22 protein-coding genes and 4 tRNA genes are annotated in these 20,938 nt (G+C 62.2%); 11 read left to right on the top strand and 15 right to left on the bottom strand.

Features of this window, described 5'->3' with window-relative positions:
* Positions 1-12: 12 nt before the first annotated feature.
* Positions 13-1,290, bottom strand: a complete 1,278-nt coding sequence (locus tag C2U30_RS09730) for an alpha/beta fold hydrolase (RefSeq protein WP_103243652.1) — start codon at positions 1,288-1,290, stop codon at positions 13-15.
* 236 nt (positions 1,291-1,526) lie between these two features.
* Between C2U30_RS09730 and C2U30_RS23035 the strand changes: the two genes are divergently transcribed.
* Positions 1,527-1,661, top strand: coding sequence for a hypothetical protein (locus tag C2U30_RS23035; protein ID WP_081000980.1), 135 nt, complete (start codon positions 1,527-1,529; stop codon positions 1,659-1,661).
* Positions 1,662-1,816: 155 nt separating this feature from the next.
* The gene (locus C2U30_RS09725; RefSeq protein WP_010675494.1) at positions 1,817-2,038 is read left to right on the top strand and encodes a hypothetical protein; all 222 of its coding nucleotides are present in this window, start codon (positions 1,817-1,819) and stop codon (positions 2,036-2,038) included.
* Positions 2,039-2,102: 64 nt separating this feature from the next.
* Here C2U30_RS09725 and C2U30_RS09720 read toward each other — a convergent pair.
* Together C2U30_RS09720 and C2U30_RS09715 are read right to left on the bottom strand one after the other, a co-directional pair.
* Positions 2,103-2,178 (bottom strand) — tRNA-Asn (locus C2U30_RS09720).
* Between the two features lie 5 nt (positions 2,179-2,183).
* Positions 2,184-2,259, bottom strand: a tRNA-Phe gene (locus tag C2U30_RS09715).
* Between the two features lie 377 nt (positions 2,260-2,636).
* On the opposite strand from C2U30_RS09715, the gene rraB reads away from it, so the two are divergent.
* Both rraB and C2U30_RS09705 read left to right on the top strand, forming a co-directional pair.
* Positions 2,637-2,972: a ribonuclease E inhibitor RraB gene (gene rraB / locus C2U30_RS09710; RefSeq protein ID WP_041212444.1), complete on the top strand. Its 336-nt coding sequence runs from the start codon at positions 2,637-2,639 to the stop codon at positions 2,970-2,972.
* 134 nt (positions 2,973-3,106) lie between these two features.
* Entirely contained in the window at positions 3,107-4,444 is a 1,338-nt protein-coding gene (locus C2U30_RS09705) for an IS4-like element ISAeme15 family transposase (RefSeq protein ID WP_041205253.1), read from the top strand.
* Positions 4,445-4,482: 38 nt separating this feature from the next.
* On the opposite strand, the gene C2U30_RS09700 is transcribed toward C2U30_RS09705, so the two are convergent.
* Positions 4,483-6,456 carry a putative bifunctional diguanylate cyclase/phosphodiesterase gene (locus tag C2U30_RS09700; protein WP_043154326.1) on the bottom strand — a complete coding sequence of 658 codons (1,974 nt, stop codon included), beginning with the start codon at positions 6,454-6,456 and terminating at the stop codon, positions 4,483-4,485.
* 166 nt (positions 6,457-6,622) lie between these two features.
* On the opposite strand from C2U30_RS09700, the gene C2U30_RS09695 reads away from it, so the two are divergent.
* On the top strand, positions 6,623-7,117 hold the full coding sequence (locus C2U30_RS09695; protein ID WP_029314787.1) for a hypothetical protein: 495 nt from the start codon (positions 6,623-6,625) through the stop codon (positions 7,115-7,117).
* A gap of 95 nt (positions 7,118-7,212) precedes the next feature.
* Here the strand turns inward: C2U30_RS09695 and C2U30_RS09690 are convergent, their stop codons facing one another.
* The 5 genes from C2U30_RS09690 to rsgA are packed head-to-tail and all read right to left on the bottom strand — an operon-like array spanning position 7,213 to position 10,054.
* Positions 7,213-7,614, bottom strand: coding sequence for a hypothetical protein (locus C2U30_RS09690; protein WP_042014295.1), 402 nt, complete (start codon positions 7,612-7,614; stop codon positions 7,213-7,215).
* 2 nt (positions 7,615-7,616) lie between these two features.
* On the bottom strand, positions 7,617-7,868 hold the full coding sequence (locus C2U30_RS09685) for a DUF2960 domain-containing protein (RefSeq protein ID WP_010675489.1): 252 nt from the start codon (positions 7,866-7,868) through the stop codon (positions 7,617-7,619).
* Positions 7,869-7,872: 4 nt separating this feature from the next.
* Positions 7,873-8,121, bottom strand: coding sequence for a VF530 family DNA-binding protein (locus tag C2U30_RS09680; RefSeq protein WP_010675488.1), 249 nt, complete (start codon positions 8,119-8,121; stop codon positions 7,873-7,875).
* Positions 8,118-8,990 (bottom strand): archaetidylserine decarboxylase, encoded by an 873-nt coding sequence (asd, locus tag C2U30_RS09675; protein WP_103244675.1) that lies wholly within the window; start codon positions 8,988-8,990, stop codon positions 8,118-8,120. Before asd ends, C2U30_RS09680 begins: the two co-directional genes overlap by 4 nt.
* A gap of 29 nt (positions 8,991-9,019) precedes the next feature.
* Positions 9,020-10,054 carry a small ribosomal subunit biogenesis GTPase RsgA gene (rsgA, locus tag C2U30_RS09670; protein WP_199767358.1) on the bottom strand — a complete coding sequence of 345 codons (1,035 nt, stop codon included), beginning with the start codon at positions 10,052-10,054 and terminating at the stop codon, positions 9,020-9,022.
* Positions 10,055-10,145: 91 nt separating this feature from the next.
* Between rsgA and orn the strand changes: the two genes are divergently transcribed.
* The 4 genes from orn (at position 10,146) to C2U30_RS09650 (ending at position 13,208) form a co-directional block, all read left to right on the top strand.
* Complete coding sequence (orn, locus tag C2U30_RS09665; RefSeq protein ID WP_042014296.1) at positions 10,146-10,691, top strand: oligoribonuclease; 546 nt, start codon at positions 10,146-10,148, stop codon at positions 10,689-10,691.
* A gap of 177 nt (positions 10,692-10,868) precedes the next feature.
* Positions 10,869-10,944 (top strand) — tRNA-Gly (locus tag C2U30_RS09660).
* 25 nt (positions 10,945-10,969) lie between these two features.
* Positions 10,970-11,045, top strand: a tRNA-Gly gene (locus C2U30_RS09655).
* A gap of 225 nt (positions 11,046-11,270) precedes the next feature.
* The gene (locus C2U30_RS09650) at positions 11,271-13,208 is read left to right on the top strand and encodes a tyrosine-type recombinase/integrase (RefSeq protein WP_034137587.1); all 1,938 of its coding nucleotides are present in this window, start codon (positions 11,271-11,273) and stop codon (positions 13,206-13,208) included.
* A 62-nt stretch (positions 13,209-13,270) separates the two neighbouring features.
* On the opposite strand, the gene C2U30_RS09645 is transcribed toward C2U30_RS09650, so the two are convergent.
* A complete protein-coding gene (locus C2U30_RS09645) occupies positions 13,271-13,864 on the bottom strand; it encodes a cysteine hydrolase family protein (protein ID WP_034137588.1) in 594 nt (197 codons plus the stop codon).
* A gap of 146 nt (positions 13,865-14,010) precedes the next feature.
* On the opposite strand from C2U30_RS09645, the gene C2U30_RS09640 reads away from it, so the two are divergent.
* On the top strand, positions 14,011-15,000 hold the full coding sequence (locus C2U30_RS09640) for a GlxA family transcriptional regulator (protein ID WP_034137589.1): 990 nt from the start codon (positions 14,011-14,013) through the stop codon (positions 14,998-15,000).
* Positions 15,001-15,024: 24 nt separating this feature from the next.
* On the opposite strand, the gene C2U30_RS09635 is transcribed toward C2U30_RS09640, so the two are convergent.
* The gene (locus C2U30_RS09635) at positions 15,025-15,663 is read right to left on the bottom strand and encodes a substrate-binding domain-containing protein (RefSeq protein WP_103244674.1); all 639 of its coding nucleotides are present in this window, start codon (positions 15,661-15,663) and stop codon (positions 15,025-15,027) included.
* 119 nt (positions 15,664-15,782) lie between these two features.
* Between C2U30_RS09635 and C2U30_RS09630 the strand changes: the two genes are divergently transcribed.
* Positions 15,783-16,076 (top strand): helix-turn-helix domain-containing protein, encoded by a 294-nt coding sequence (locus C2U30_RS09630; protein ID WP_034137591.1) that lies wholly within the window; start codon positions 15,783-15,785, stop codon positions 16,074-16,076.
* A gap of 25 nt (positions 16,077-16,101) precedes the next feature.
* Here the strand turns inward: C2U30_RS09630 and C2U30_RS09625 are convergent, their stop codons facing one another.
* The 4 genes from C2U30_RS09625 to C2U30_RS09610 form a co-directional block, all read right to left on the bottom strand.
* On the bottom strand, positions 16,102-16,992 hold the full coding sequence (locus tag C2U30_RS09625; RefSeq protein WP_034137592.1) for a LysR family transcriptional regulator: 891 nt from the start codon (positions 16,990-16,992) through the stop codon (positions 16,102-16,104).
* A gap of 90 nt (positions 16,993-17,082) precedes the next feature.
* Positions 17,083-17,994, bottom strand: coding sequence for a copper homeostasis membrane protein CopD (copD, locus tag C2U30_RS09620; protein WP_438826939.1), 912 nt, complete (start codon positions 17,992-17,994; stop codon positions 17,083-17,085).
* A gap of 19 nt (positions 17,995-18,013) precedes the next feature.
* Positions 18,014-18,400 carry a copper homeostasis periplasmic binding protein CopC gene (gene copC / locus C2U30_RS09615; RefSeq protein ID WP_008063308.1) on the bottom strand — a complete coding sequence of 129 codons (387 nt, stop codon included), beginning with the start codon at positions 18,398-18,400 and terminating at the stop codon, positions 18,014-18,016.
* Between the two features lie 140 nt (positions 18,401-18,540).
* Positions 18,541-20,847 carry a heavy metal translocating P-type ATPase gene (locus tag C2U30_RS09610; protein WP_199767357.1) on the bottom strand — a complete coding sequence of 769 codons (2,307 nt, stop codon included), beginning with the start codon at positions 20,845-20,847 and terminating at the stop codon, positions 18,541-18,543.
* Positions 20,848-20,938: the final 91 nt, after the last annotated feature.

Raw genomic sequence — 20,938 nt, 5'->3', positions numbered from 1 at the left:
CGCCCGGCGGGATCAGCGATCCCGGTTCATGCGGATGAGCCGATCCAGGATCCGCTCGCCATCGACCCGCAGGCCGTTGTGTTCGTACTCGTTGGTGATCCAGGCGCGGCTGTTGCCAAGCCCCTTCAGGGTGTCGCGGCTGTAGTCAAACTCCACGTACATGTCCTCGGCATAGACGGCGCAGGCCACCGGCACAGTGTTGTGGGCCAGCTGCGCCGGGTCGTAGAGGGGACCCCAGTCCGCTTTCTGGGCAAGCAGGTGGGCGGCCTCCTTCAGGGGAATGAGCTCGCGGAACTGCTCGAACATCCAGGGGAAGATCATCTCGCCGGTAAAGGCGAAATCTTTGCCTGGCGCCCAGGCCAGGGCAGGGAACTCCCTTCTCACCCGCTCGGCCGCCCAATTGCTGGCACTCCCTTCGCAATAGATGAGCTCGTGCAGGATGGCGAACACCGGGCTGGTGTTGAACGGCTGCATGGCCTGCACCTGATAGAGGAAGGCGGGGTTGAGGCGTTCGCCGATGAAGGCGTCTTCCAGCAGGTAGTAAAGTGCCTCGAAGGCGCCGCTGGCCCCCAGATCCAGCCCCTGCTGCTGCAACTGCTCCACCGTCAGGCGCTGGCCGTTGGGCAGGCGCACGTCGTAGTGGTGCAGGTGGTTGGCCAGCCGGTTGGCCAGGGCCTGTGCATGGGGGAAGCGGGTGAAGAAGGCGCGGTTCTTGTCCGCCACCCGCTGGTAGGTGGCGCGGTAGACCTCATCCGCACTGCGCCCGATGGGTGCCACGCCGCCGGTGAGGTAGACCTCGTGCAGGCTCCGCGGGAACAACGAGAGGTAGGTGAGGCTGCAAAAGCCGCCGAAACTCTGGCCGAGCAGGCTCCAGGGGCGCCCCGGGCTCAGCACCTCGCGAATGCATTCGGCGTCGCGCACTATGCTGTCGGCGCGAAAATGGCCGAGGTAGTCCGCCTGCTCACCGGGGGTCATCCCCGCCAGGGCGTCAGCACTGATGGGGGTGGAGTGGCCGGTGCCGCGCTGATCGAGCAGCAGCACCCGAAACTCCTGCAGGGCCCGCTTGATCCAGCCGCCATCGGCGGTCGGGCGAGGAGCGCCAAAGCCCGGGCCCCCCTGCAAATAGAGCAGCCAGGGCAGGTCATCATCCAGCTTGTCCTTGCGGCAGAGGGTGCGGCCAAACAGGGTGAGGGTCGCCTCCTCATCGGGATGCTGGTGGTCGAGGGGCACGGTAAAAAAGTGTGGCTCGCAATGGATGCCATCCAGCACATAGTGCAAGGGGCTGCTCATCTGGGGTCTCCCTGAGGGTAGGAAAATCGTCGGCCTCATCATAGCCCTGGCGCAGGGGCGGGTCACGCCGGTTTTCCAGATTGTTAACAGAGATGGAGCCTGAGGTCGGTGCCGTACAAGGTGTGGTTTCGCCGCTGTTGACGGCGGGCTGCAACTGGACAAAGATGAGCCGCCTGCCGGGACGGGCAGGGATAGGTCAGCACCCCGGGTGCAGGAAACTGGATGGAGTTGGCTCGATGAAGCCGAGATGGATACGTGTTCGCAAGAGACGCACACAGAGGGATCCGGAGGGGGTGCTGCAGGCGGGTTTGCTGGTGTTCAGCGCCACCTGTGGTGCCACTCTGTTGCTGGCGGCCTGCAACGGCGGTTAGCTGAGTGAAACAGACCCGCTTGTCATGAGCGGGTTTTTTCATGCCGGAGCAGAAGGTCGGGACCTGCCTGTAGCCCTTTGCTGGCGCGGGTTTGCGGTATGCAGAGCACGGCTGCTATGGTCAATTTACGACCGGATCCACAGAGGGAGGCGATCATGAACAGTCGTGAAAAAGTCCTGGCTCATTTGGCCACAGATCACCGGGTTGCAGGATTGACCGCTGGCGAGGCACTGGCTGGCATGAGCCACTCGATGAGTTCGCTCCTGCTGCAACAGGATCAGCACTTCTTCCGCCGCCATGCGGACGACCCCTGTCACGAAGTCGCCCGTGCCTGCTCGGCTGGACACGTATGGCATGGGGACGAAAACCACTACTAGCCCCGGCATGTGAGTAAATGACAGATGCAAAAAGGCCCGCTCATCTGAGCGGGCCTTTCGAATTTGGCTCCTCCTACTGGACTTGAACCAGTGACATACGGATTAACAGTCCGCCGTTCTACCGACTGAACTAAGGAGGAATAGTTGGTGCCCAGAGACGGAATCGAACCGCCGACACGGGGATTTTCAATCCCCTGCTCTACCGACTGAGCTATCTGGGCAACGGCGCGCATCAAACCCTTTCTGGATTGAGGTGTCAACCACAGGCCGCAGATTGATGTACCGTTCGCTCGATATCCGAGCAATCTTCCCGTGATTGGACCGGTTTCCCCGTTTTAACCATGAAAAGAGGGGCGCCTGTAGGGCAGGGGGGACGGCCAGCAGAACATCATGAAGGATGGCGGGCTGCCTGACGTGCCGAGGGCTGCCCGTTGGCGCCAAGCCGGGAGAGGCGCCAGTTATCTTGGCCCATCGATTGAGCCTGCCGTGCTCTGCGGGTATGCTTTGCCGCACTCATCCCCTGGCCATGGTCCGGGCCGACGCGGCTGGCAGGGGTGACATCCATCCAACATCGCCTGGGGTTTATATGAATACCAATATGCAAGAGTGGCGCGAAGAGACCGCCGCCATCGTCAACGAGCTGCTGGCCGATGGCAGCAACCCGGATCTGGATTACGAGATTGAGCACCACTTTGCCTGCCAGAAGTTCGATCTGCTGGAGAAGGCGGCGGTCGATCTGTTCAAGGCCGGTTTCGAAGTGACCGACGCCGAGGAGATGGAGCTGGACGACGGCGCCACCATCTTCTGTTTCGACGCCATGGTGGAGTGCAAGCTGGACATCGACACCATCGTCGCCGACATCGAGAAGATGCTGCCCATCCTCAAGAAATACGGGGTGGACTACGACGGCTGGGGCACCTACTTCCAGGAGTAAGTTCGCCAGATCACACACGCTTTGCAAAAACAACAAGGCCACCCTCGGGTGCAATGCTGATCAGTTAAGGATCCATTGACCGATCCTTCTGCTGTAGGACAATCCGGAACCAATCACTGGTTCCGGATTTTTTTATGTCTATTGCAAACGATCTGAACGATGTTGTTGAGGCATCTGGCGACATGCTGGCTCGGCTGGCCATTTTTGCCGACCATATTCCCGACGAATGGATTACTGCCGCTGCCGCCTTGTCTGAAAAGGCCACTATCCGCCGACGCCGCTTACCTTCTGATATGGTCTTGTGGCTCGTCGTGGGGATGGCCTTTTTCCGCAATGAGCCCATCTCCGAGGTCGCTCGGCGCCTCAACATCTGTGCAGAAGGGTTGGCCAATGATGCCTTGCTCGCGGACAGTGCCCTGTCTCAGGCCCGTCAGCGACTCGGCAAACAGCCGCTCGAGTGGCTGTTCAAACAGTGCGCCGATGTGTGGGGGCGGGAACGTTATCCTGAAGACCATTGGCACGGTTTACAGGTCTTTGCCATCGATGGGGCCCTGTTCCGAACCCAGGATATGCCTGAACTCAGAGCACATTTCGGCTCGGGTAACACCTCAACCAACCGGCAGACACCCTACCCGATGCTGCGGTTGGTCACGCTCATGAATGTCCGCTCGCATGTCATTGCCAACGCGGCCATCAGCCCGTACCGCAAAGGGGAAATCCCCCTGGCCAGCGAGTTCATTCACTCATTGCCGGACAAGTCAGTGACCCTGCTGGATAAAGGCTTCTTCGGTGCCGACCTGTTGCTGCGTATTCAGGCCGAAGACACCGACCGTCACTGGCTCATCCCGGAACGCAAGGGGCTGGTATACACGGAACTTGAGCGCTATGGCGACGGTGACCGTCTGTTGCAAATGACGGTCTCGCCTCAGGCTCGCAAGAAAAACCCGGCGTTGCCGACACACTGGCAAGTTCGCGCAGTGACCTATGAGGTGGCAGGCAAGGAGAAAACGGTCTTTACCTCCCTGCCCGTGGCGCGATTCAGTGCAGCTCAGGTGGCGACCCTGTACCACGAGCGCTGGGAAATCGAGCTGGGATACCGGGATATCAAAAGCGCGATGCAGCACAACGCCATCACGCTGAGAAGCAAGAAAGTGGACTTGGTCTATCAGGAGCTGTGGGGATTGCTGCTTGGATACAATCTGGTCAGGCGGGAGGCCAGCCAGGCCGCCGTAGCCCATCAGCGAGCGCCCAATGAGGTGAGCTTTAAGTTTGCCTGTCAGTTCATCGCGAACCAGATGGCAGTGATGGCGGGCGCGTTATCGCCAGCCCATACGCCACGGAGGTTGGCGGAGTTGCGGGGCTGCATAGGCGTCATGTTCATAGAAAAACGCCCCAGGCCATCGAGACCCAGGGCGGTGAAGATATCAAAGACCCGTTTTCCGGTAAATCGCAATGCGGCTCCGCTTAAGTGAACAGCATTGCACCCTCGGGTGGCCTTGTTGTTGCTGGCTTACTGCTCCGGTAGCTGGTAGCTGCGGGCAAAGTCGGCCGGTGGGAGGGGGCGGCTGAACAGATAGCCTTGCAGCCGATCGCAACCGACCTGCACCAGCCAGGCCTGCTGCTCCGGCGTCTCCACCCCTTCGGCGGTGATCTTGATGCCAAGTTCATGGCCCAACCCGATGACGGAACGCACGATGGCGGTGGTGGCCTGGTTGGTGGCCAGCCCCTGGGTGAAGCTCTTGTCGAGCTTGAGGGTCGCCACCTGCAGCCTGGGAAGGTAGGCGAGGGAGCAGTAGCCGGTGCCGAAGTCGTCGATGGCGAGCTGGAAGCCCGCCTCGATGAGGCTGGCCAGGTTGCTCTCAATCTCGTCGGCATTCTCCATCAGCACCCCTTCGGTGATCTCCAGCTCCAGTTGCCAGGGGGCGAGCCCGTGGCGCGCGATGCAGTCGAAGATCTGCGGGCAGAGCTCGGGATCGCGGAACTGCAGGGGCGAGAGGTTGATGGAGAGCACCAGATCCGGGGCCGCCACCTGCCAGCGGGCAAGCTGGGCACAGCCGAGCTCCAGCATCAGCTGGCCGAGCTGGCCGATGAGCCCCAGCTCCTCCGCCAGCGGAATGAACTCGTCGGGGGAGATCATGCCGAATTCGGGATGGGGCCAGCGGCAGAGCAGCTCAGCCCCGTGCAGCCGGTTGCTGTGGGTACAGATGATGGGCTGGTAGACGGCGGTCAGTTCGGCGGACTTGATGGCGAGTGGCAACTGGGCGGCGATGAGCTGGCGGCGTTTGAGCTTGGCATCGAGTGCGGGGTCGAACAGGGTACAGTGCTGCTGCTGGCGCTTGCCCTGGGCCAGGGCTGCCTCGGCGTGGCTCAGCAGACGCTCGGCATCCTTGGCCTTGCCATGGGCGATGCCGAGGAACACCGGGATCTGGATCCTGTGTTCTTCCACCTGATAGGGCGTCATCAGCTCCTGCTGTAGGTTGCGGCTCCACGCATCCAGAGAGAGGGGGAGCTCGGGCAGCAGCAGGGCGAAGTCATCCGCCGCGACCCGACAGAGCAGGGACTGGGGCGGCGCCAGTCGTTGCAGGCGGCGGGCCACTTGGCTCAGCAGGCGGTCGGCGACCCGTATGCCGAAGCGATCGTTGATCTCGCGAAAATGTTGCAGATCCACCAGCAGCAGGCTGGCCTTGCGGGCGCCCAGATGACGGCTGGTCTGGAGGAAGTGGGAGAGCTTGAGCAGACCGGTCAGGCTGTCGTAGTGCTGCTCCTGCTGCAACTGGGCCTGGGTGGTGCGCAGCCCGGTGATGTCGCGGCTAAGGGTGAGAATGCCGAGGGAGTTGCCCTCGTCATCCGGCACCTCGACCCGGGTGACCTCCAGATGGCGCCCTCTGCCCTGGGCATCCACCACGCAATATTCCCCCTGACCCAGGGTTTGTTCGACGGGCAGCCGGGGCGGGACGCGCCGACCCAGAGCCTCGCTTGCCACCAGCCCCATGAAGTCGAGAAAGGCCTGGTTGCAGTCGATGAGCACGCCCTGGTGATCCTCGAGACGGATGAGGTCGGGAATGGCATCCAGCAGGCGGCGTTGCAGCAACTGCTGCTGGCGGAAGGTTTGCTCCAGCTCCTTGCGCTGATCGATGGCGCTGACCATGGCAAACAGGGCGATGGGGTCGCCGTGCTCGTCATACAGGGGAACCTTGTTGATCTCCATCCAGCTGGCGCCTTCGCCGCTGTGGCAATGGAGCTGCTGGTGCAGCAGGGGTTTGCCGTCGGCCAGCAGGCGGTCATCTTCCTCCCGGAATACATCCCCCCAGGGCATCTCGGCATCGCTCTTGCCAATGAGTTCGCTCGGGTCTTGCAGGCCGGCTTCCCTGGCGAATGCCTTGTTGGCAAACAGGTACCGTCCGTGCGTGTCCCGGCAGAAGATATTCATGGGTAACTGGTCGATGATCTGCTGCAGCAGCGCCAGGGAGAGCGAAGAAGTCACGAGAGCACTCACGGGGGAGACTTCGAGCAAATCTATGATAACAGGTGGGTTTTGTAAAGCCTGGGTTAAGAGTACGCCATTTGTGCGGATCCCTGCTGACAGCCTGTGTCGCGATCGCCATAATAGCCGCCGGTTGGCCTATGGCCTTATGGATGAGAGAAGCAGCATGAAGAAGATAATGGGGGGCGCCCTGGCCCTGTTGATGGTGGGTTGTGCGAGCGACAACAACGGCGGCGAGCAGTATCGCTATACCCCGCCGGTTGCCAAGGCAACCAACAACACCCAGGAGATGGCGATCCCGGTGGATCTGGTGTGGGCCCGTGCCGAGAAGTGGTTCGGCGATCACGGCCTGAACATCGAGAACAGCCAGCGTGGTGCCGGTCTGATGACCGCCAACGTGGAAAACTCGGCCGATGGTCTGGAGTGGCTGGATTGCGGTACCATGGGATCCAAGGTGGCGCTGGGCAACCCCAACCTGCAGATCAACCTGATCATCACCCAGAGCGGCAACAACAGCGTCGCCACCGTGAACGTCAAGGGCAATACCCAGCTCTACTTCGTCGAGTCCTCCGGCGAGCGAGTGCTGGCTCCCTCCATCACCCCGGTGTGCGTCTCCCGCGGCAGCCTGGAACAGAGCCTGTTCTCCACCCTCGGCAACTGATCCTGCCGGGTATCATGAAAAACCCCGTTGCGTGCAACGGGTTTTTTTATGCCTGCTCTGCGCCCATCAGGGCGTGAGGGGAGGGATGACGAGGATCAGGGGGTCAGATCGCCGTGATAGAGCACATGGTCGCCGGACTTGAGCACATACCCCTTCCAGGGGAAGAGCTGATAGCCGCCGCCCTGCCAGGACCAGTTGCCCTCTTCGCCCTGGCGGATCAGCCGGATCGGCTCGCCCTCTGGCAGGGTCAGCTCGGCCTGACTCTGATCGGCATTGAACAGCACGAAAGCGCTGACGGTCTGACCGGCATCGGTCGGGTTGAGGCGAATGCCCTGCTCGAACAGACGCACGCACTGGCCTGCCAGCGCCGACCATTGATAGCCCGCGCTGCCGATGCAGCCATGTTCGTCGCGATCCGCGCCGACCAGGGGCTCCTTCGGTGTCGTGTTGCAGGCGGCCAGCAGCAGGGTGGCCGCCATCAGGGTCAGGGTGCGCATGGTTACTCCTTGGCGTCCCGTTCAATGACGATGTTGGAGAAGCCCAGTTCCTTGAAGTAGTTCTCCCGGTAATCCTTCACGCTCTTCTTGTCGCGGCGGCACACCTGGGCCAACTGCTCTTCCATGGCGTGGAAGCGGGTCAGATCGATCCCCTCGGCGGCGGCAACGGCATCATAGATGCTGTTGAACTTGTCGTTGGCATAGCCAATCTCCCTGGCCTGCTTCTTGTAGGTGTAGGTAATCTTGAACGCCATGGCGTCACTCCTTCTCTTTGGCCTGCTTGCGCTGGACGTACAGATAGAGGCTTTCGACCTTCTCTCTGGCCCAGGGGGTCTTGCGCAAGAACTTCAGGCTGGACTTGATGCTGGGATTATCGGTGAAGCAGCGGATATTGATCTGCTGCCCCAGCGCTTCCCAGCCATAGTGCGCGACCAGGGCGGTGACGATGGCCTCTAGGGTCAGCCCGTGCAGCGGGTTGTTCTTCTGGGAAGTGGGTTGATCGCTCATACCTGCGCCGCCAGGGTGGCAAAGGGCTGACCCATGCGGGTGGTGACCCCGTTGGCCAGGTGCGGCTCGAAACCGGCCAGCATGCCCGGGCCAAACAGGCAGACGACTGTGCTGCCCAGCTTGAACAGGCCCATCTCGGCCCCCTTTTGCAGGGTGATGGCTTCATCGCCGGTGTAGTCCCAGCGCACCACCTTCTTCTCTTTGGTCGGCGCTATGTTGCCGGCCCAGATGGTTTCGATGCTGGCCACGATAGTGGCACCGACCAGCACCAGGGCCATGGGGCCGTGGGGGGTTCGGAAGGTGGCCACCACCCGCTCGTTGCGGGCAAACAGGTTGGGCACGTTCTCGGCGGTGAGGGGGTTGACGGAGAAGAGATCCCCCGGCACGAACACCATGCTCTCCAGCACGCCGTCCAGCGGCATGTGGATGCGGTGGTAATCCTTGGGTGCCAGATAGATGGTAGCGAAGTCGCCATCCTTGAACGGGGCCACCAGATCCTCATAGCCCCCCAGCAGCTCGCGGGCGCTGTAGTCGTGGCCCTTGGCCTGGATGATGCGACCTTGGCTGATGGGCCCGAGCTGGCTGACGGTGCCATCCACCGGCAGGGCCAGGGTCATGGCGTCTTCCACCACGGGGCGAATGCCGGGTTTGAGCTCGCGGGTGAAGAATTCGTTGAAGCTCTTGTAGTGGGCCGGGCTCTCGTGCAGCGCCTCGCTCATGTCGACCTGGTACTGCTTGATAAAGGTCTCGATCACTTTGGTGGTGAGGTTACCCGCTTCGGCGGCGGCAAGTTTGCCCACCAGGCGGGAGAGGGCGTGTTTGGGCAGGCAGTATTGACCGGCAATTTTCAGGTTGTCAGTGATGCTCATGATCTTCATCTGGGAATGAGTTGAACGGGTCACAGCCGCGCCTGTTGGCGACCGTGGCGGGCTTCCTGCATGGTTTCCAGGATGCGGTGGTAGTTGTGGAAGCGATCGGCGCTGATGGCGCCCGCTTCGACCGCGGCGCGCAGGGCGCAGCCGGGATCATCCTTGTGGGTGCAGTCGCGGAACTTGCAGCCACCCAGGTAGTCGCGAAACTCGACGAAGCACCAGGTGATGCGGTCGGCTTCCAGGTGCCAGAGGGCGAACTCGCGGATCCCGGGGGAGTCGATGAGATCGCCGCCGCTCGGGAAGTGGTAGAGCCGCGCCGTGGTGGTGGTGTGCTGGCCGAGCCCCGAGTTCTCGGAGATCTCGCCGGTGAGCACGTCCAGCCCCGGCATCAGGGCGTTGGTGAGGGACGACTTGCCCACCCCGGACTGGCCCACGAAGATGCTGATCTTGTCGGTGAGCGCCGCCTTTAAGGCGCCGATGCCCTCACCGCTCTCGCAGCTCACCAGCAGCACCTCGTAACCGAGCTTGCGGTAGGTCTCGAGCTGGTGCTCGATACGGGCGCGGGCCGCGTCATCGAGCATGTCGACCTTGTTCAGCACGATGAGGGGCGCTATCTCCACATCTTCTGCCGCCACCAGGTAGCGGTCGACGATGTTGGTGGAGAACTCGGGCATCACCGCCGAGACGATGATGATCTGGTCGATGTTGGCGGCGATGGGTTTGACCCCGTCGTAGAAGTCCGGCCGGGTCAGCACCGAGTGGCGCGGGTGCACCGCCTCGATGACGCCGGCAGTCGCGGCATTGAGGCCGGGGCGCCACACCACCTTGTCGCCGCACACCAGGCTGCTGATGCTGCTGCGCCGCAGGTTGCTGCGGTGGATGGCACCATCGCTTGCCTCGACATCCGCGTGCTGGCCGAAACGGCTGATCACCACCCCTTCGATGGCGGGGCCGAACAGGGTGTCATCTACCACTGTGGTGTGCTCTTTTTGCAGCCGCCGCTCGCGGTTGGCCTGGACGCGCCTTTGTTGACCCAGATTGAGTTTTGCTTTCTTTGCCACGGGGTTTGCCAGTTTATGAACAGATTCAAAGCCAGTATGATACATGCAAATTGGCAAAATTCCGCCATTCCTCCCAATAGAGAGAGCAATCATGACAGTCAGCGCGCAGAACCTGGTATGGATCGACATGGAGATGACGGGTCTGGACCCCGAAGAGAACGTGGTACTGGAGATCGCCACCATCGTCACCGACAAGGACCTGAACGTGCTGGCCGAAGGGCCGGTCATCGCCATCCACCAGAGCGAGGAAGAGCTGGGCAAGATGGATGACTGGAACGTCAACACCCACACCAAGAGCGGGCTGGTGGCCCGGGTCAAGGCGAGTGAATACGACGAGGCCAAGGCCGTTGCCGAGACCCTCGCCTTCATTCGCCAGTGGGTGCCGGAGCGCACCAGCCCCCTGTGCGGCAACAGCATCGGCCAGGATCGCCGCTTCATGGTCAAGCACATGAGCGATCTGGAAGCCTTCTTTCATTACCGCAACGTGGACGTCAGCACCATCAAGGAGCTGGTCCGTCGTTGGCAGCCTGAACTGCTGGATCAGTTCAAGAAGAGCGGTTCCCACCAGGCGCTGGACGACATCCGCGAATCCATTGCCGAACTGCAGTTCTACCGCGCCCACGTCTTCAAAATCTGAGTGGCTGGCAAGGGTTTGCCGTCGTTCGGTTGCTAAAATCAGCAGTTCGGCCAGCTTTTGAGCGAACGGCTGCAACCAGACAAAAAAGCCCTTGCAATTGGAATGTCTGCTCTTATAATTCGGCTCCCGTACAGTAGCGCAAGCAACCAAATGCTGTACGGTCTGTTTTCAGGTTTTGCGGGAATAGCTCAGTTGGTAGAGCACGACCTTGCCAAGGTCGGGGTCGCGAGTTCGAGTCTCGTTTCCCGCTCCAAAATGTTTGCTGATGACGTTCCGATGCGGGAATAGCTCAGTTGGTAGAGCACGACCTTGCCAAGGTCGGGGTCGCGAGTTCGAGTCTCGTTTCCCGCTCCAATTTATGATCTACAGACTTCCACTGGCGTCTGTAAGTCGTTGAAAAGAGGAGCTTCGGCTCCTTTTTTCATTCCAGCAAAAGCCACGGAAATCCACCGACAGCCAGCGTTTTTGAGGCCAAAAACAAGGCCAAAGAATGCGGGTGGTGCCGGTTCCGGGTTGTTGCTGGGGTTGGATCGGGATGACCAGCAGCATTGAGCCTAAGTCTCACGACTTAGGAGTTTGATGATGGCACTCTCTGATCTGACCGTGCGGCAAGCCAAGGCCGCCAAGAAAACCTACAGCATCCCCGACACCGATGGCCTCGGCCTGGTGGTCGCCCCGACCGGCGGCAAGTCGTGGCACCTGCGCTACTACTGGCTCGGCAAGCAAAAACGCATCTCCTTGGGCAACTACCCCGAGATCGGCCTGCGCGAAGCCCGTACCCTGCGCGACGAAGCTCGGGCACTTCTGGCCCAAGGCATCAACCCTCACACCGATCGCAAGCAGAAGCGACACGCGGTCAAGCTGGCTTCGGACTACACGTTCAAGGCCGTCTTCGATGCCTGGGTCGAGCACCGCGCCAAGGAACTCAAGGAAGGCAGGAACAGCACGCTGTCGCAGATCAAGCGGATCTTCGGCAAAGACGTGCTGCCCAGCCTCAAGCAGATGTCGATCTACGACATTCGCAGGCCGCAGCTCCTCGGCGTCCTGGCGAGGATTGAAAAGCGCGAAGCCTTCACCACCGCCGAAAAGGTCCGTACCTGGCTGGGGCAGTTGTTCCGCTACGCGCTGGTTATCGTCGAGGGAATGGAGGCCAATCCGGCCACAGACCTGGACGTGGTGGCCGAGCCCAAGCCCGCGGTGACCCATAACCCCTACCTGCATCTGCCTGAGCTTCCCGAGTTCCTCCAAAAGCTCAGGCTCTACAACCCGCGCGGCTGGCAAACCCAGCTCGGTATCCGCCTGCTGTTCTTGACCGGCGTGCGCACCGGCGAACTGCGGCTGGCGACCCCGGATCAGTTCGACCTCGACCGCGGCCTGTGGATCATTCCTCCGCAGATCGTCAAGCAGCTTCAGGACGAAATGCGTAAGGCCGGCAAGCGCCCGCAGGACGTACCACCCTACATCGTGCCGCTGTCCCTTCAGGCCATCGAGATCGTGCGCTACCTGCTAGGGGTGATGCGGCCCGCCCAGTGCCACCTGCTGACGCACCGCAGCGAACTCAAGAAGCGCATCAGCGAGAACACCCTCAACGCCGCCTTGAAACGGATAGGCTACGAGGACCAACTGACCGGCCACGGTATTCGCGGAACCATCTCGACGGCGCTAAACGAGATCGGCTACCCGAAGATTTGGGTGGACGCCCAGCTTTCGCACTCCGATCCGAACAAGGTGAGTTCGGCCTACAACCACGCCAAGTACGTGGAGCCGCGCCGCCGAATGATGCAGGACTGGGCCGACCGTCTCGACCTGCTCGAACAGGGCCAAGTCGAAGCGGCCAGCGCACACCTCACTATCCACATCGGAGGCGTGCCGGCGATGGCGGAGGAGGACAAGTCTGACGCCATCGTTGCAGCTTCCTCTACGACACCCGTTCCGCCGGTGGTGGCTACCCCCATCGTCGTGACGCCGAACGACGGGGGCATCACCTTCCAACGGTTGTCGCAGGTGCCGCCACCTCCGACGCACGCGCCGGAGCCCGAAGTGTCCGCCATCCAGCGCGAGCGCGAGGAAATGCTGGCCATCTACGAGTCGCCGAGCAGCCTGCCGGTGCCCCTGTTCGGCAAGCTGGCCGGAAAGTCCAAGGACCAGATCAACCGCGAATTGAAGGCCGGCAAGCTGCTCTCCATCAGTCTGGGTAACCGGGGGCAGCGTGTCCCCGACTGGCAACTGGTGCCGCTCAAGCACAAGCTGGCCCAGGTGCTCATGAACCAACGTCCGCAGGCAGATTCGTGGGAGCTGTATCGCATGCTGACCCAGCCACACCCGGACCTGGGGGATCGCGCCGCCATCGACATCGTGACCCCGGGCAATCTGGGCATGGTCGTCCGCGTTATCGCAGGGGCCCGCCAGCAGACAGGTGTGCCGGAGGCTGGCCTGCCGCCGAGGCCCATCCCCGAGGAGGTGCAGCAGAGCGTTCGTCGGCTGGTGGACAGCGCTGCGGTGTTTGAGACGGTGTAATCCGAGGTTCGACGGTGCGGCGGCCAGCGGCATGCTCCCTGTCGCTGGCCGCTGCATTCGCCTTACTGCAACGACGCGCCCGAGCGCACCACGATCGCATAGAGGTCGGCAATTGTTGCCAGCGCGGCCTCGTGCAGCGTTTCGGCTGTCACATCCACTGCGTCCGTGCGGATCGGCCGCGTCGCGCAAGCATCGGCCACGACGGTCGGCTCATTGCCGCGCAGGAATGCACCCTCGGCGGTGAAGGTGACGCACATGTGGGTCATGAACCCGATGACGATGACCTGCTTGTTTCCGGCCGCATCCAGGCGTTCGCCCAAGTCGGTGTTGACGAAGGCATTGGGCGCCGTCTTAACGACAACGGGCTCATCCGCCAACGGTGCGACGGCGGGATGGATCTGCCCGATCTCGGTGGCGAGGTCGTAGGGTGAGCCCTTGCCGCCATCGTGGACGACGTGAATGATCTTGGCACCGGCTGCGCGCGCCCGGACGAGCAGGTCGGACGCTGTTGCCAGTGCTGCCAGCCAGCCGGCCAGTTCCATGACGCCGCGCGTGTAGGTGTTCTGGTAGTCCACCAGAATCAGGGTGGAATGAGCCAGCGTAGCGGGCTTGGCGTCCAGTCCGTTGAGCTGGCGCAGAGTGGTCGAGGGATTCATGACTGTGCTTCCTTGAAATGTGAATTGACCATTCCGGGCCATTGGAATGACCGTCTTCACATACTAGGAACGCCACGGAATGTCCGCAATGTCGTCTAACATGCAAATTCCGACATTGCCCTCCGCTATTTCCAAGGGAACCCCGCATGGCCACCATCAAGCGCCTCATCGTCATCGTGTTGTTCGAGCACGTCGATCTGCTGGACGTAACCGGCCCGGCGGAGGTGTTCTCGCTGCTTCAGCGCGAGATGGACGAGCCCACGGGCTACCAGGTGGTGCTGGCGGCCGAGACGCTCGCGCCGGTCACCACCTCGGCTGGCGTGCGCGTGTTGCCCGATGCGACGTTCGACGACTTAACCCGCCGCAGGATCGACACCCTCGTGGTCCCCGGCGCGGTCGAGGTCGATGCACAGCGCCGCGTGCGCGCCGTCGTGGCGCCATCGATCGCCGCGCGGGTGAAGGCCCTCGCGATCCACACCCTCCGCATTGCGTCCGTCTGCGTGGGTGCGCACGTGCTGGCCGCGGCCGGCCTGCTTGACGGCAGGCGAGCCACCACCCATTGGTCCACCGCGCAGCAGCTCGCCGAGGAGCACCCGGCGGTCAAGGTGGACGCCGACCCGATCTTCATCCGCGACCGCAACGTCTGGACCGGCGCCGGGCTGACAGCGTGCCTGGACCTGGCGCTCGCCTTGGTCGCCGACGACTTCGGCGAGCGGCTGGCGCTGCGCGTGGCGCGCCAGCTCGTCATGTTCCTCAAACGCCCCAGTGGACAAAGCCAGTTCAGCGCCTCGCTGGAGCCGACCTCGACAACTCGGCGCATGGATGCGCTACGCCACTACGTCATGCGCCACATCGGCGAGCCCGTCACCATCGCGCAACTAGCCGAGCAGGCGCACGTCAGCGACCGGCAACTGACCCGCATCTTCAAGACGGAACTGAACATGACACCGGCCGCTTACATCGAATCGGTGCGCGTGGAGATGGCACGCAACCGGCTGGAAACCACGGACGACCCGCTGGAGCGCATCGCCGCGGCCTGCGGCTTCAACACTACCGATACGCTCAATCGTGCGTTCCGCAGGAAGCTGGATACCACACCGGCCGAATACCGCAGCCGGTTCAGGACGGTGTGCTGATGGGATTTGCCTCGCCCGCCCTTGTCATGCGCCACTTCGGGCAACCTGCATCGCTCTGCGCTCGAACCGCTCGTAAACAGCATTGGATCGTCCGTTGGGCCGCTGCAGGTATGTCACGACCTCATAGGGCCCCTCGGCCAGCGGCCGCGCGGTGATCCCCCACGCATCAGCGCGCTCGATGCACGATTGCGCAGTGAGCCCGACACCATAGCCAGCGCCGACCCATAGCGCCAACATCTCGAAAGAGGTCACGTGCTGGATGCTCTGCTGGCTCAACGGCGGGAGGGATGAAAGCCGCTGATCCAGCAGTGAGCAGCTTTCTGCTGGCCAGCGAAACACGGGGTAGTCCAGAAGCTCGGCGATCGTGAGCTTCGTCTGGGCAAGCAAGGGGGACCGCAATGGCATGGCAACAGCGATATTCTCGATCCACAGCGGTTGGCTTTTCAGGGATGAAGCACTCACGTTCCGAAGCGACATCCCGGCGTCGTAGCGGCCATCATCAAGGCCCGTCACCAGGTCGTCACTTGATGTCTCAAAAAACGCGATGGTGATGTTCGGCTCTTCCGCGCGCTGCAGGGCGAGCAACGTGGAGAAGCATGAGGACGGCACGCCAGGTGCTATGGCGAGCTTGAGATGAGAAGACTGGCTGGTGGCATCATGCATGAGAGCCCCCAAAAAGGGTTCTGGCCAAGAAGGCGAACCTGCGTCGTAGTCAAGAGTGAAGTTTAACGCCGTTATCTTTAACGTGGTTAATTTTGGCGGATTGTTTGACGCTTCTGCTAATGCAGAAATCAACCATTCAGCCAGGCCGTCCTTCTGGCACAACAACGTATGAATCCGCGGCGGCAACAGCTTTCGGACAGGCCGTGCGCGCTGCGCGCGTTGCACAAGGAATCGCGCAAGACGAGTTCGCATCTCGGGCAAGCATTTCGCGCTCGCACATGGGCAAGATCGAGCGTGGTGAGCACGTGCCCACGCTTCCCCTCATACTGAAAATTGCTACGGCGCTCGGGATAGGTGCGGCTGAGCTGATGGCGGCGACCGAACGCAATCTGCGTGCCGAAACCGATCCTTGAGAGGATATCCGCCAGCGAGGCTTTGTCAGCCGCCCGCGGAGTCACGTAGGCGAACGATAAACCGCTCCAGCGAAGCCGACATATTGCTGTTGTCCGGCCGAAGGAGGTAGGTGGTGATGACGGCGGAATCCATTGCCAAGGGACGGATGACTACATCCGGCCGCTGAGAAACCGGAATCTTGGTCGCCGTCATGAAGCCGACGCCGTAGCCGGCACCAACCAAGGTGAGCATCATGTCCAGCGAGGACACTTCTTCCACGACGTTCAGCTTGTGCTCCACCACCTGCAGAAGGCGCCCAAGTTCGCGGCAATAGCCCTCGCATGCGTGTGGGTCGCACAAGACAAGCGGATGCCCGCCGAGTTCGTGAAGTGGAACCTCTTTGTGGGCGAGCAGTGCATGTCGGGCCGGCACAGCAATCACCAGCGGGTCTTGCCAGAGCGGTTCGGCAACGATGCCCTCACCGACATCGGCCGTGTGCGCGAACCCGATTGTGAAGTCGCCCGATCGCAGGCCGCGCAACTGCTCGGCCAAAGGAAGTTCGCAGAGGCGGATTTCGATCTCCGGTTCCTCTGCACGGCAACGGGCGAGAAACGCCGCTAGTCGAGGATCGATCGCTCCGTCAGATACCGCGATGCGAATGCTTCCTCGCAAGCCCGCCCCGACGGCCTTGGCATTCTCCCGTGCCTGTTCCAGCACGGTGAACAGCCTGCGAACGTCTTGCAAGAATGTGGCACCTGCGGCCGTCAGTTCTGTTCCTCGGCGGTTCCGGTCGAAAAGGACCACCCCAAGCTCGTCTTCAAGCTCTTTGATGGCCCGAGATAGCGGGGGTTGCTCGATATGCAAGCGCTCGGCGGCCCGCGTGAAATGCAGTTCCTCAGCGAGGACTACGAAGCAACGAAGATGTCGCAGTTCCATAGGCCGCCTCCTGGCTCAAGTCGTCCAAAACCATTTCATCTCCTCTTATCGAGAAGCGTGGCTGCGACCCCATCTGACGCCCATGAAAGACTAGGTCCTAGTGGGAGACAAGATGCCGAGCCACGCAACGCTCGCCAGAACCAAGACGGCCAAGGTCGCCTCCGTGAACAGACTCTGCCGAAGCTTGATGACTGCCTGCGCGCGATTGCCTGCCTTCAAAGCTGCCTCCAGGCTCGGACTCAACCGATACCGATTGGCAGCAGCCAACGCCAGCATGCCTGCGAAAAGCAAGAGCTTTACCATCAGCAGCCGGCCATACAGCGTCGAGATGAGCGGATCAAACGATGGTCCGGCGATCAACAGGTAATTGAGAATTCCACTCACGACGAGTGCGGCCACGATCGCTGTACCTATGCGAGCAAAGCCATTCGACGTCCGACTGAGGACCGCTACCGGGTCTTGCGCGACATCCCGCTTGTGGGATGCCAGCATCAAGAACGCCACCAATGCGCCCACCCAAGCGCCCGCTGCCCAGAGGTGCGTGATATCCGACGCAAGATGGATGTAGCCGCGAACGCCGTCGTCCATCGCACCGTGGCCTGCCCACGCAAGGGTCGCCAGCGCCACGCCGGTGGAGAGCGCCATCACTGCAAATCGCAAGGTAGCGTTCAATTTCAACATTGCGACGAGCACACACACCAACAGCGCCAGGATGCGAATGCACCAGGCGATGCCCATATGCGTGCCCGTAATGAGCATGTCGAAAACGTGCGTTGACAACTCCGCGTAGCTTTGGGCGCCGGACATGGCCTTGGCCATGACCGTCATGCCCCACATCGACAGGGCAATGCCGATGGCAGCGGATGCGCCAATGAGTACGCGATAGCGGCGCGAGATCGTCGAGGATCGCTCGTCGTTGCCCAAAGCATAGAGACCGAACATGGCGACGCCAAACGCCGCCGCCAGATCAAGATAAAGCGCCAGGCGCAGGACGATGGTCAACCAATCCCCGGCCATGGGCTTACTTCACCTTGAAGGTGACGTTACCCGTGATCGGATGCGTGTCCGAGGAGACGGCACGCCATTCGACGCGATAGTCGCCCGGCTGGAGCGCTTGTGCCGGTGTGATGACCATGGTCTTGCCGTCGCCGGCACCCGCGACGCTGGCGTTGATCTTCATCGGGCCATGGCTCGCCATTCCCGGCATGCCCGTCATGACAAGGCTCGCGGCGGAGAACTGCGGCACCAGCGTTTCGGAGAACTTCAGCTCGATGGTGGCTGGCGCGGAAACCTGCGACTTGTCGGCCGGCGTTGAAGACACCAGCGAAGGATGCGCGAATGCGGCGGTGGCGAACAGGCCAGCAGCGATCGGCGCGACGAGCTTGGCGATGAAATGTGAACGGGTCATAGAGATTCCTACCTTGATGTGTGAGGGTGGTTTAAGAACGAAATGCCGAGATAAGGCTTGCACCTTCGTAACGGCGTGGAACGAAAAATGCGGTTCGCTGGGCGATAGCAGGCTCCTGTAGGTTCAGAAAGAAGATCCGGTCACAGTCGGCTCGCTCTCAGGCGCAAGGCGTTGCCAACGACCGACGCCGAACTCAGGCTCATCGCCAATGCTGCGATCAGCGGCGACAGCAGCCAGCCCGTGAGGGGATAGAGAACCCCGGCGGCGATGGGGATGCCCAGCGCGTTGTAGAGGAAGGCGAACATGAGGTTCTGCTTCATGTTGCCCACGGTACTCACCGAGAGCGTGCGAGCGACAGCGATGCCACGCAGGTCGCCCTTGACCAGCGTGACTTGGGCGCTGTTCATCGCCACGTCGGTTCCGGTTCCCATGGCAATACCCACGTCTGCCTTCGCCAAGGCCGGCGCGTCGTTGATGCCGTCTCCGGCCATGGCGACGATGCGGCCTTCTTTCTGCAGCCGCTCGATCAACATGAGCTTGTCCGCCGGCTTGACCTCACCATGCACCTCGTCGATGCCTAGGCGCGCACCGACGGATTTGGCGGTGGTCTGCCCGTCCCCGGTGGCCATGATGACCCGCAGGCCCGCAGCCTTCAACGCGGCCAGGGCCTCGGGGGTGCTGCCCTTGACCGGATCGGATACGGCGAGCAAGCCCGCGAGCTGCCCGTCCACAGCCAAGTACATGACGCTGGCCCCTTCGCCGCGCAGAGCTTCGGCCTGGGGTACGAGCGGTTCCACCGACACGCCAGACTGTTCCATCAGCACTGTGTTGCCCAACGCCAGTTGCCGGTGCTCAACCTTCCCGCGCACGCCGATGCCGGTTCCCGATTCAAAGGTCTGAGGCTTCACGAGTTGGAGGCCCTGGGCACGCGCGGCCTGCACGATGGCGTCGGCCAGGGGGTGTTCACTACCCTGGTCCAGGCTGGCCGCAAGACGCAGCACCTCATCGTTCGTAAAGCCGGGTGCTGCGACGACCTGATCGAAAGCAGGTCGGCCCTCGGTCAGGGTTCCTGTCTTGTCGATGACGAGGGTATCGACCTTGCGAAGATTCTCGATCGCCGCGGCATCGCGGAAAAGCACCCCCTGTGTGGCGCCACGGCCCGTTGCGACCATGATCGACATCGGCGTGGCCAGACCCAGCGCGCACGGGCAGGCGATGATCAGGACGGCCACCGCATTAATCAGTCCATAGACCCAGGTGGGCTGCGGCCCGAAGAATCCCCATACAACGAGCGTCGTGACCGCAATGGCGACGACGGCCATCACGAAGTAGCCGGCCACGACATCGGCCATGCGTTGCATCGGCGCCTTGGAACGCTGCGCCTGGGCGACCATCTGGACGATTTGCGACAGAACGGTGTCCGAGCCGATCCGCTCCGAACGCATGACCAGCGCGCCGCTGGTGTTGAGTGTGGCCCCGATGACCTTGTCGCCCGCGCGCTTGCTGACGGGCAGCGGTTCGCCGGTCAGCATGGATTCGTCAATCGAGCTGCTGCCCTCGTGCACGATGCCATCCACCGGCACCTTCTCGCCGGGTCGGATGCGCAGCAGGTCGCCGACGTGCACATGGCTGAGCGGCACGTCTTCCTCGCTGCCGTCCGCATTGATGCGCCGTGCGGTCTTGGGCGCCAGCCCCAGCAGCGACTTGATGGCCGCCGAAGTCTGGGAGCGGGCTTTGAGTTCCAGCACCTGGCCGAGCAGTGTCAGCGAGATGATGACGGCGGCGGCCTCGAAATACACGCCGACCCGTCCCATGGACATGAAGGAAGCTGGAAACACTTCCGGCGCAACGGTTGCCACAACGCTGTAGATGAATGCCGCACCCGTTCCCAGGCCGATCAGTGTCCACATGTTCGGGCTGCGGTTGACCACGGACAGCCAGCCGCGGGAGAAGAAGGGCCAGCCGGCCCACAGCACGATCGGCAACGACAGCACCAACTCGACCCAGCTCTGTGTAGCCATGTCCATCAGGTGCAGCCGCTCGCCCAGCATCGCCAGCGCCAGGACCACGAGCGTCAGCGGCAAGGTCCACCAGAAGCGACGCGAGAAGTCACGCAACTCCGGGTTGTCGTCATCGAGGTCGGGCAGCAGAGGCTCAAGCGTCATCCCGCACTTGGGGCAGGTTCCCGGATGATCCTGGCGGATCTCCGGGTGCATCGGGCAGGTGTAGATGGTTCCGGGCGCGGTTGGCGATGCCGCCGGGGCCGGTGAAACTGCGGTGCTGGCATGGTGATGCGGTGCATGGCCGCTGCCTGTGCCTATGCCCGCGTCACCGCTGGCATATCGCGCCGGATCGGCGTCGAATTTGGCCTTGCATCCGGTGCTGCAAAACAAGTACGTGTTCCCCAAGTGCGTGGAGCGGTGCTCCGACGCCGCCGTGACCGCCATGCCACACACCGGATCTCGCGTCGCGGCATCGGGCTGCGTGTGGCTTGAGGACCCGCCCGCGTCGTCACTTCCAGCATGGCTGGCGTGATGG

The sequence above is a fragment of the Aeromonas sp. ASNIH5 genome (assembly GCF_002902865.1).
Lineage (GTDB): Bacteria > Pseudomonadota > Gammaproteobacteria > Enterobacterales > Aeromonadaceae > Aeromonas > Aeromonas caviae.
The sequence above is the reverse complement of the archived record's forward strand: the minus strand, read 5'-3'. Positions and strand labels throughout refer to the sequence as shown.

Coding starts and splice junctions, on each gene's coding strand:
- C2U30_RS09680 (WP_010675488.1), bottom strand. CDS start 8,121: ATGAGCGATCAACCCACTTCCCAGAAGAACAACCCGCTGCACGGGCTG.
- C2U30_RS09685 (WP_010675489.1), bottom strand. CDS start 7,868: ATGGCGTTCAAGATTACCTACACCTACAAGAAGCAGGCCAGGGAGATT.
- C2U30_RS09695 (WP_029314787.1), top strand. CDS start 6,623: ATGAAGAAGATAATGGGGGGCGCCCTGGCCCTGTTGATGGTGGGTTGT.
- C2U30_RS23035 (WP_081000980.1), top strand. CDS start 1,527: ATGAAGCCGAGATGGATACGTGTTCGCAAGAGACGCACACAGAGGGAT.
- C2U30_RS09725 (WP_010675494.1), top strand. CDS start 1,817: ATGAACAGTCGTGAAAAAGTCCTGGCTCATTTGGCCACAGATCACCGG.
- C2U30_RS09650 (WP_034137587.1), top strand. CDS start 11,271: ATGATGGCACTCTCTGATCTGACCGTGCGGCAAGCCAAGGCCGCCAAG.
- rraB (WP_041212444.1), top strand. CDS start 2,637: ATGCAAGAGTGGCGCGAAGAGACCGCCGCCATCGTCAACGAGCTGCTG.
- copC (WP_008063308.1), bottom strand. CDS start 18,400: ATGACCCGTTCACATTTCATCGCCAAGCTCGTCGCGCCGATCGCTGCT.
- C2U30_RS09645 (WP_034137588.1), bottom strand. CDS start 13,864: ATGAATCCCTCGACCACTCTGCGCCAGCTCAACGGACTGGACGCCAAG.
- C2U30_RS09730 (WP_103243652.1), bottom strand. CDS start 1,290: ATGAGCAGCCCCTTGCACTATGTGCTGGATGGCATCCATTGCGAGCCA.
- C2U30_RS09635 (WP_103244674.1), bottom strand. CDS start 15,663: ATGCATGATGCCACCAGCCAGTCTTCTCATCTCAAGCTCGCCATAGCA.
- C2U30_RS09690 (WP_042014295.1), bottom strand. CDS start 7,614: ATGCGCACCCTGACCCTGATGGCGGCCACCCTGCTGCTGGCCGCCTGC.
- orn (WP_042014296.1), top strand. CDS start 10,146: ATGACAGTCAGCGCGCAGAACCTGGTATGGATCGACATGGAGATGACG.
- C2U30_RS09630 (WP_034137591.1), top strand. CDS start 15,783: ATGCAGAAATCAACCATTCAGCCAGGCCGTCCTTCTGGCACAACAACG.
- C2U30_RS09705 (WP_041205253.1), top strand. CDS start 3,107: ATGTCTATTGCAAACGATCTGAACGATGTTGTTGAGGCATCTGGCGAC.
- C2U30_RS09640 (WP_034137589.1), top strand. CDS start 14,011: ATGGCCACCATCAAGCGCCTCATCGTCATCGTGTTGTTCGAGCACGTC.
- C2U30_RS09625 (WP_034137592.1), bottom strand. CDS start 16,992: ATGGAACTGCGACATCTTCGTTGCTTCGTAGTCCTCGCTGAGGAACTG.
- asd (WP_103244675.1), bottom strand. CDS start 8,990: ATGAGCATCACTGACAACCTGAAAATTGCCGGTCAATACTGCCTGCCC.
- C2U30_RS09610 (WP_199767357.1), bottom strand. CDS start 20,847: ATGGCGGTCACGGCGGCGTCGGAGCACCGCTCCACGCACTTGGGGAAC.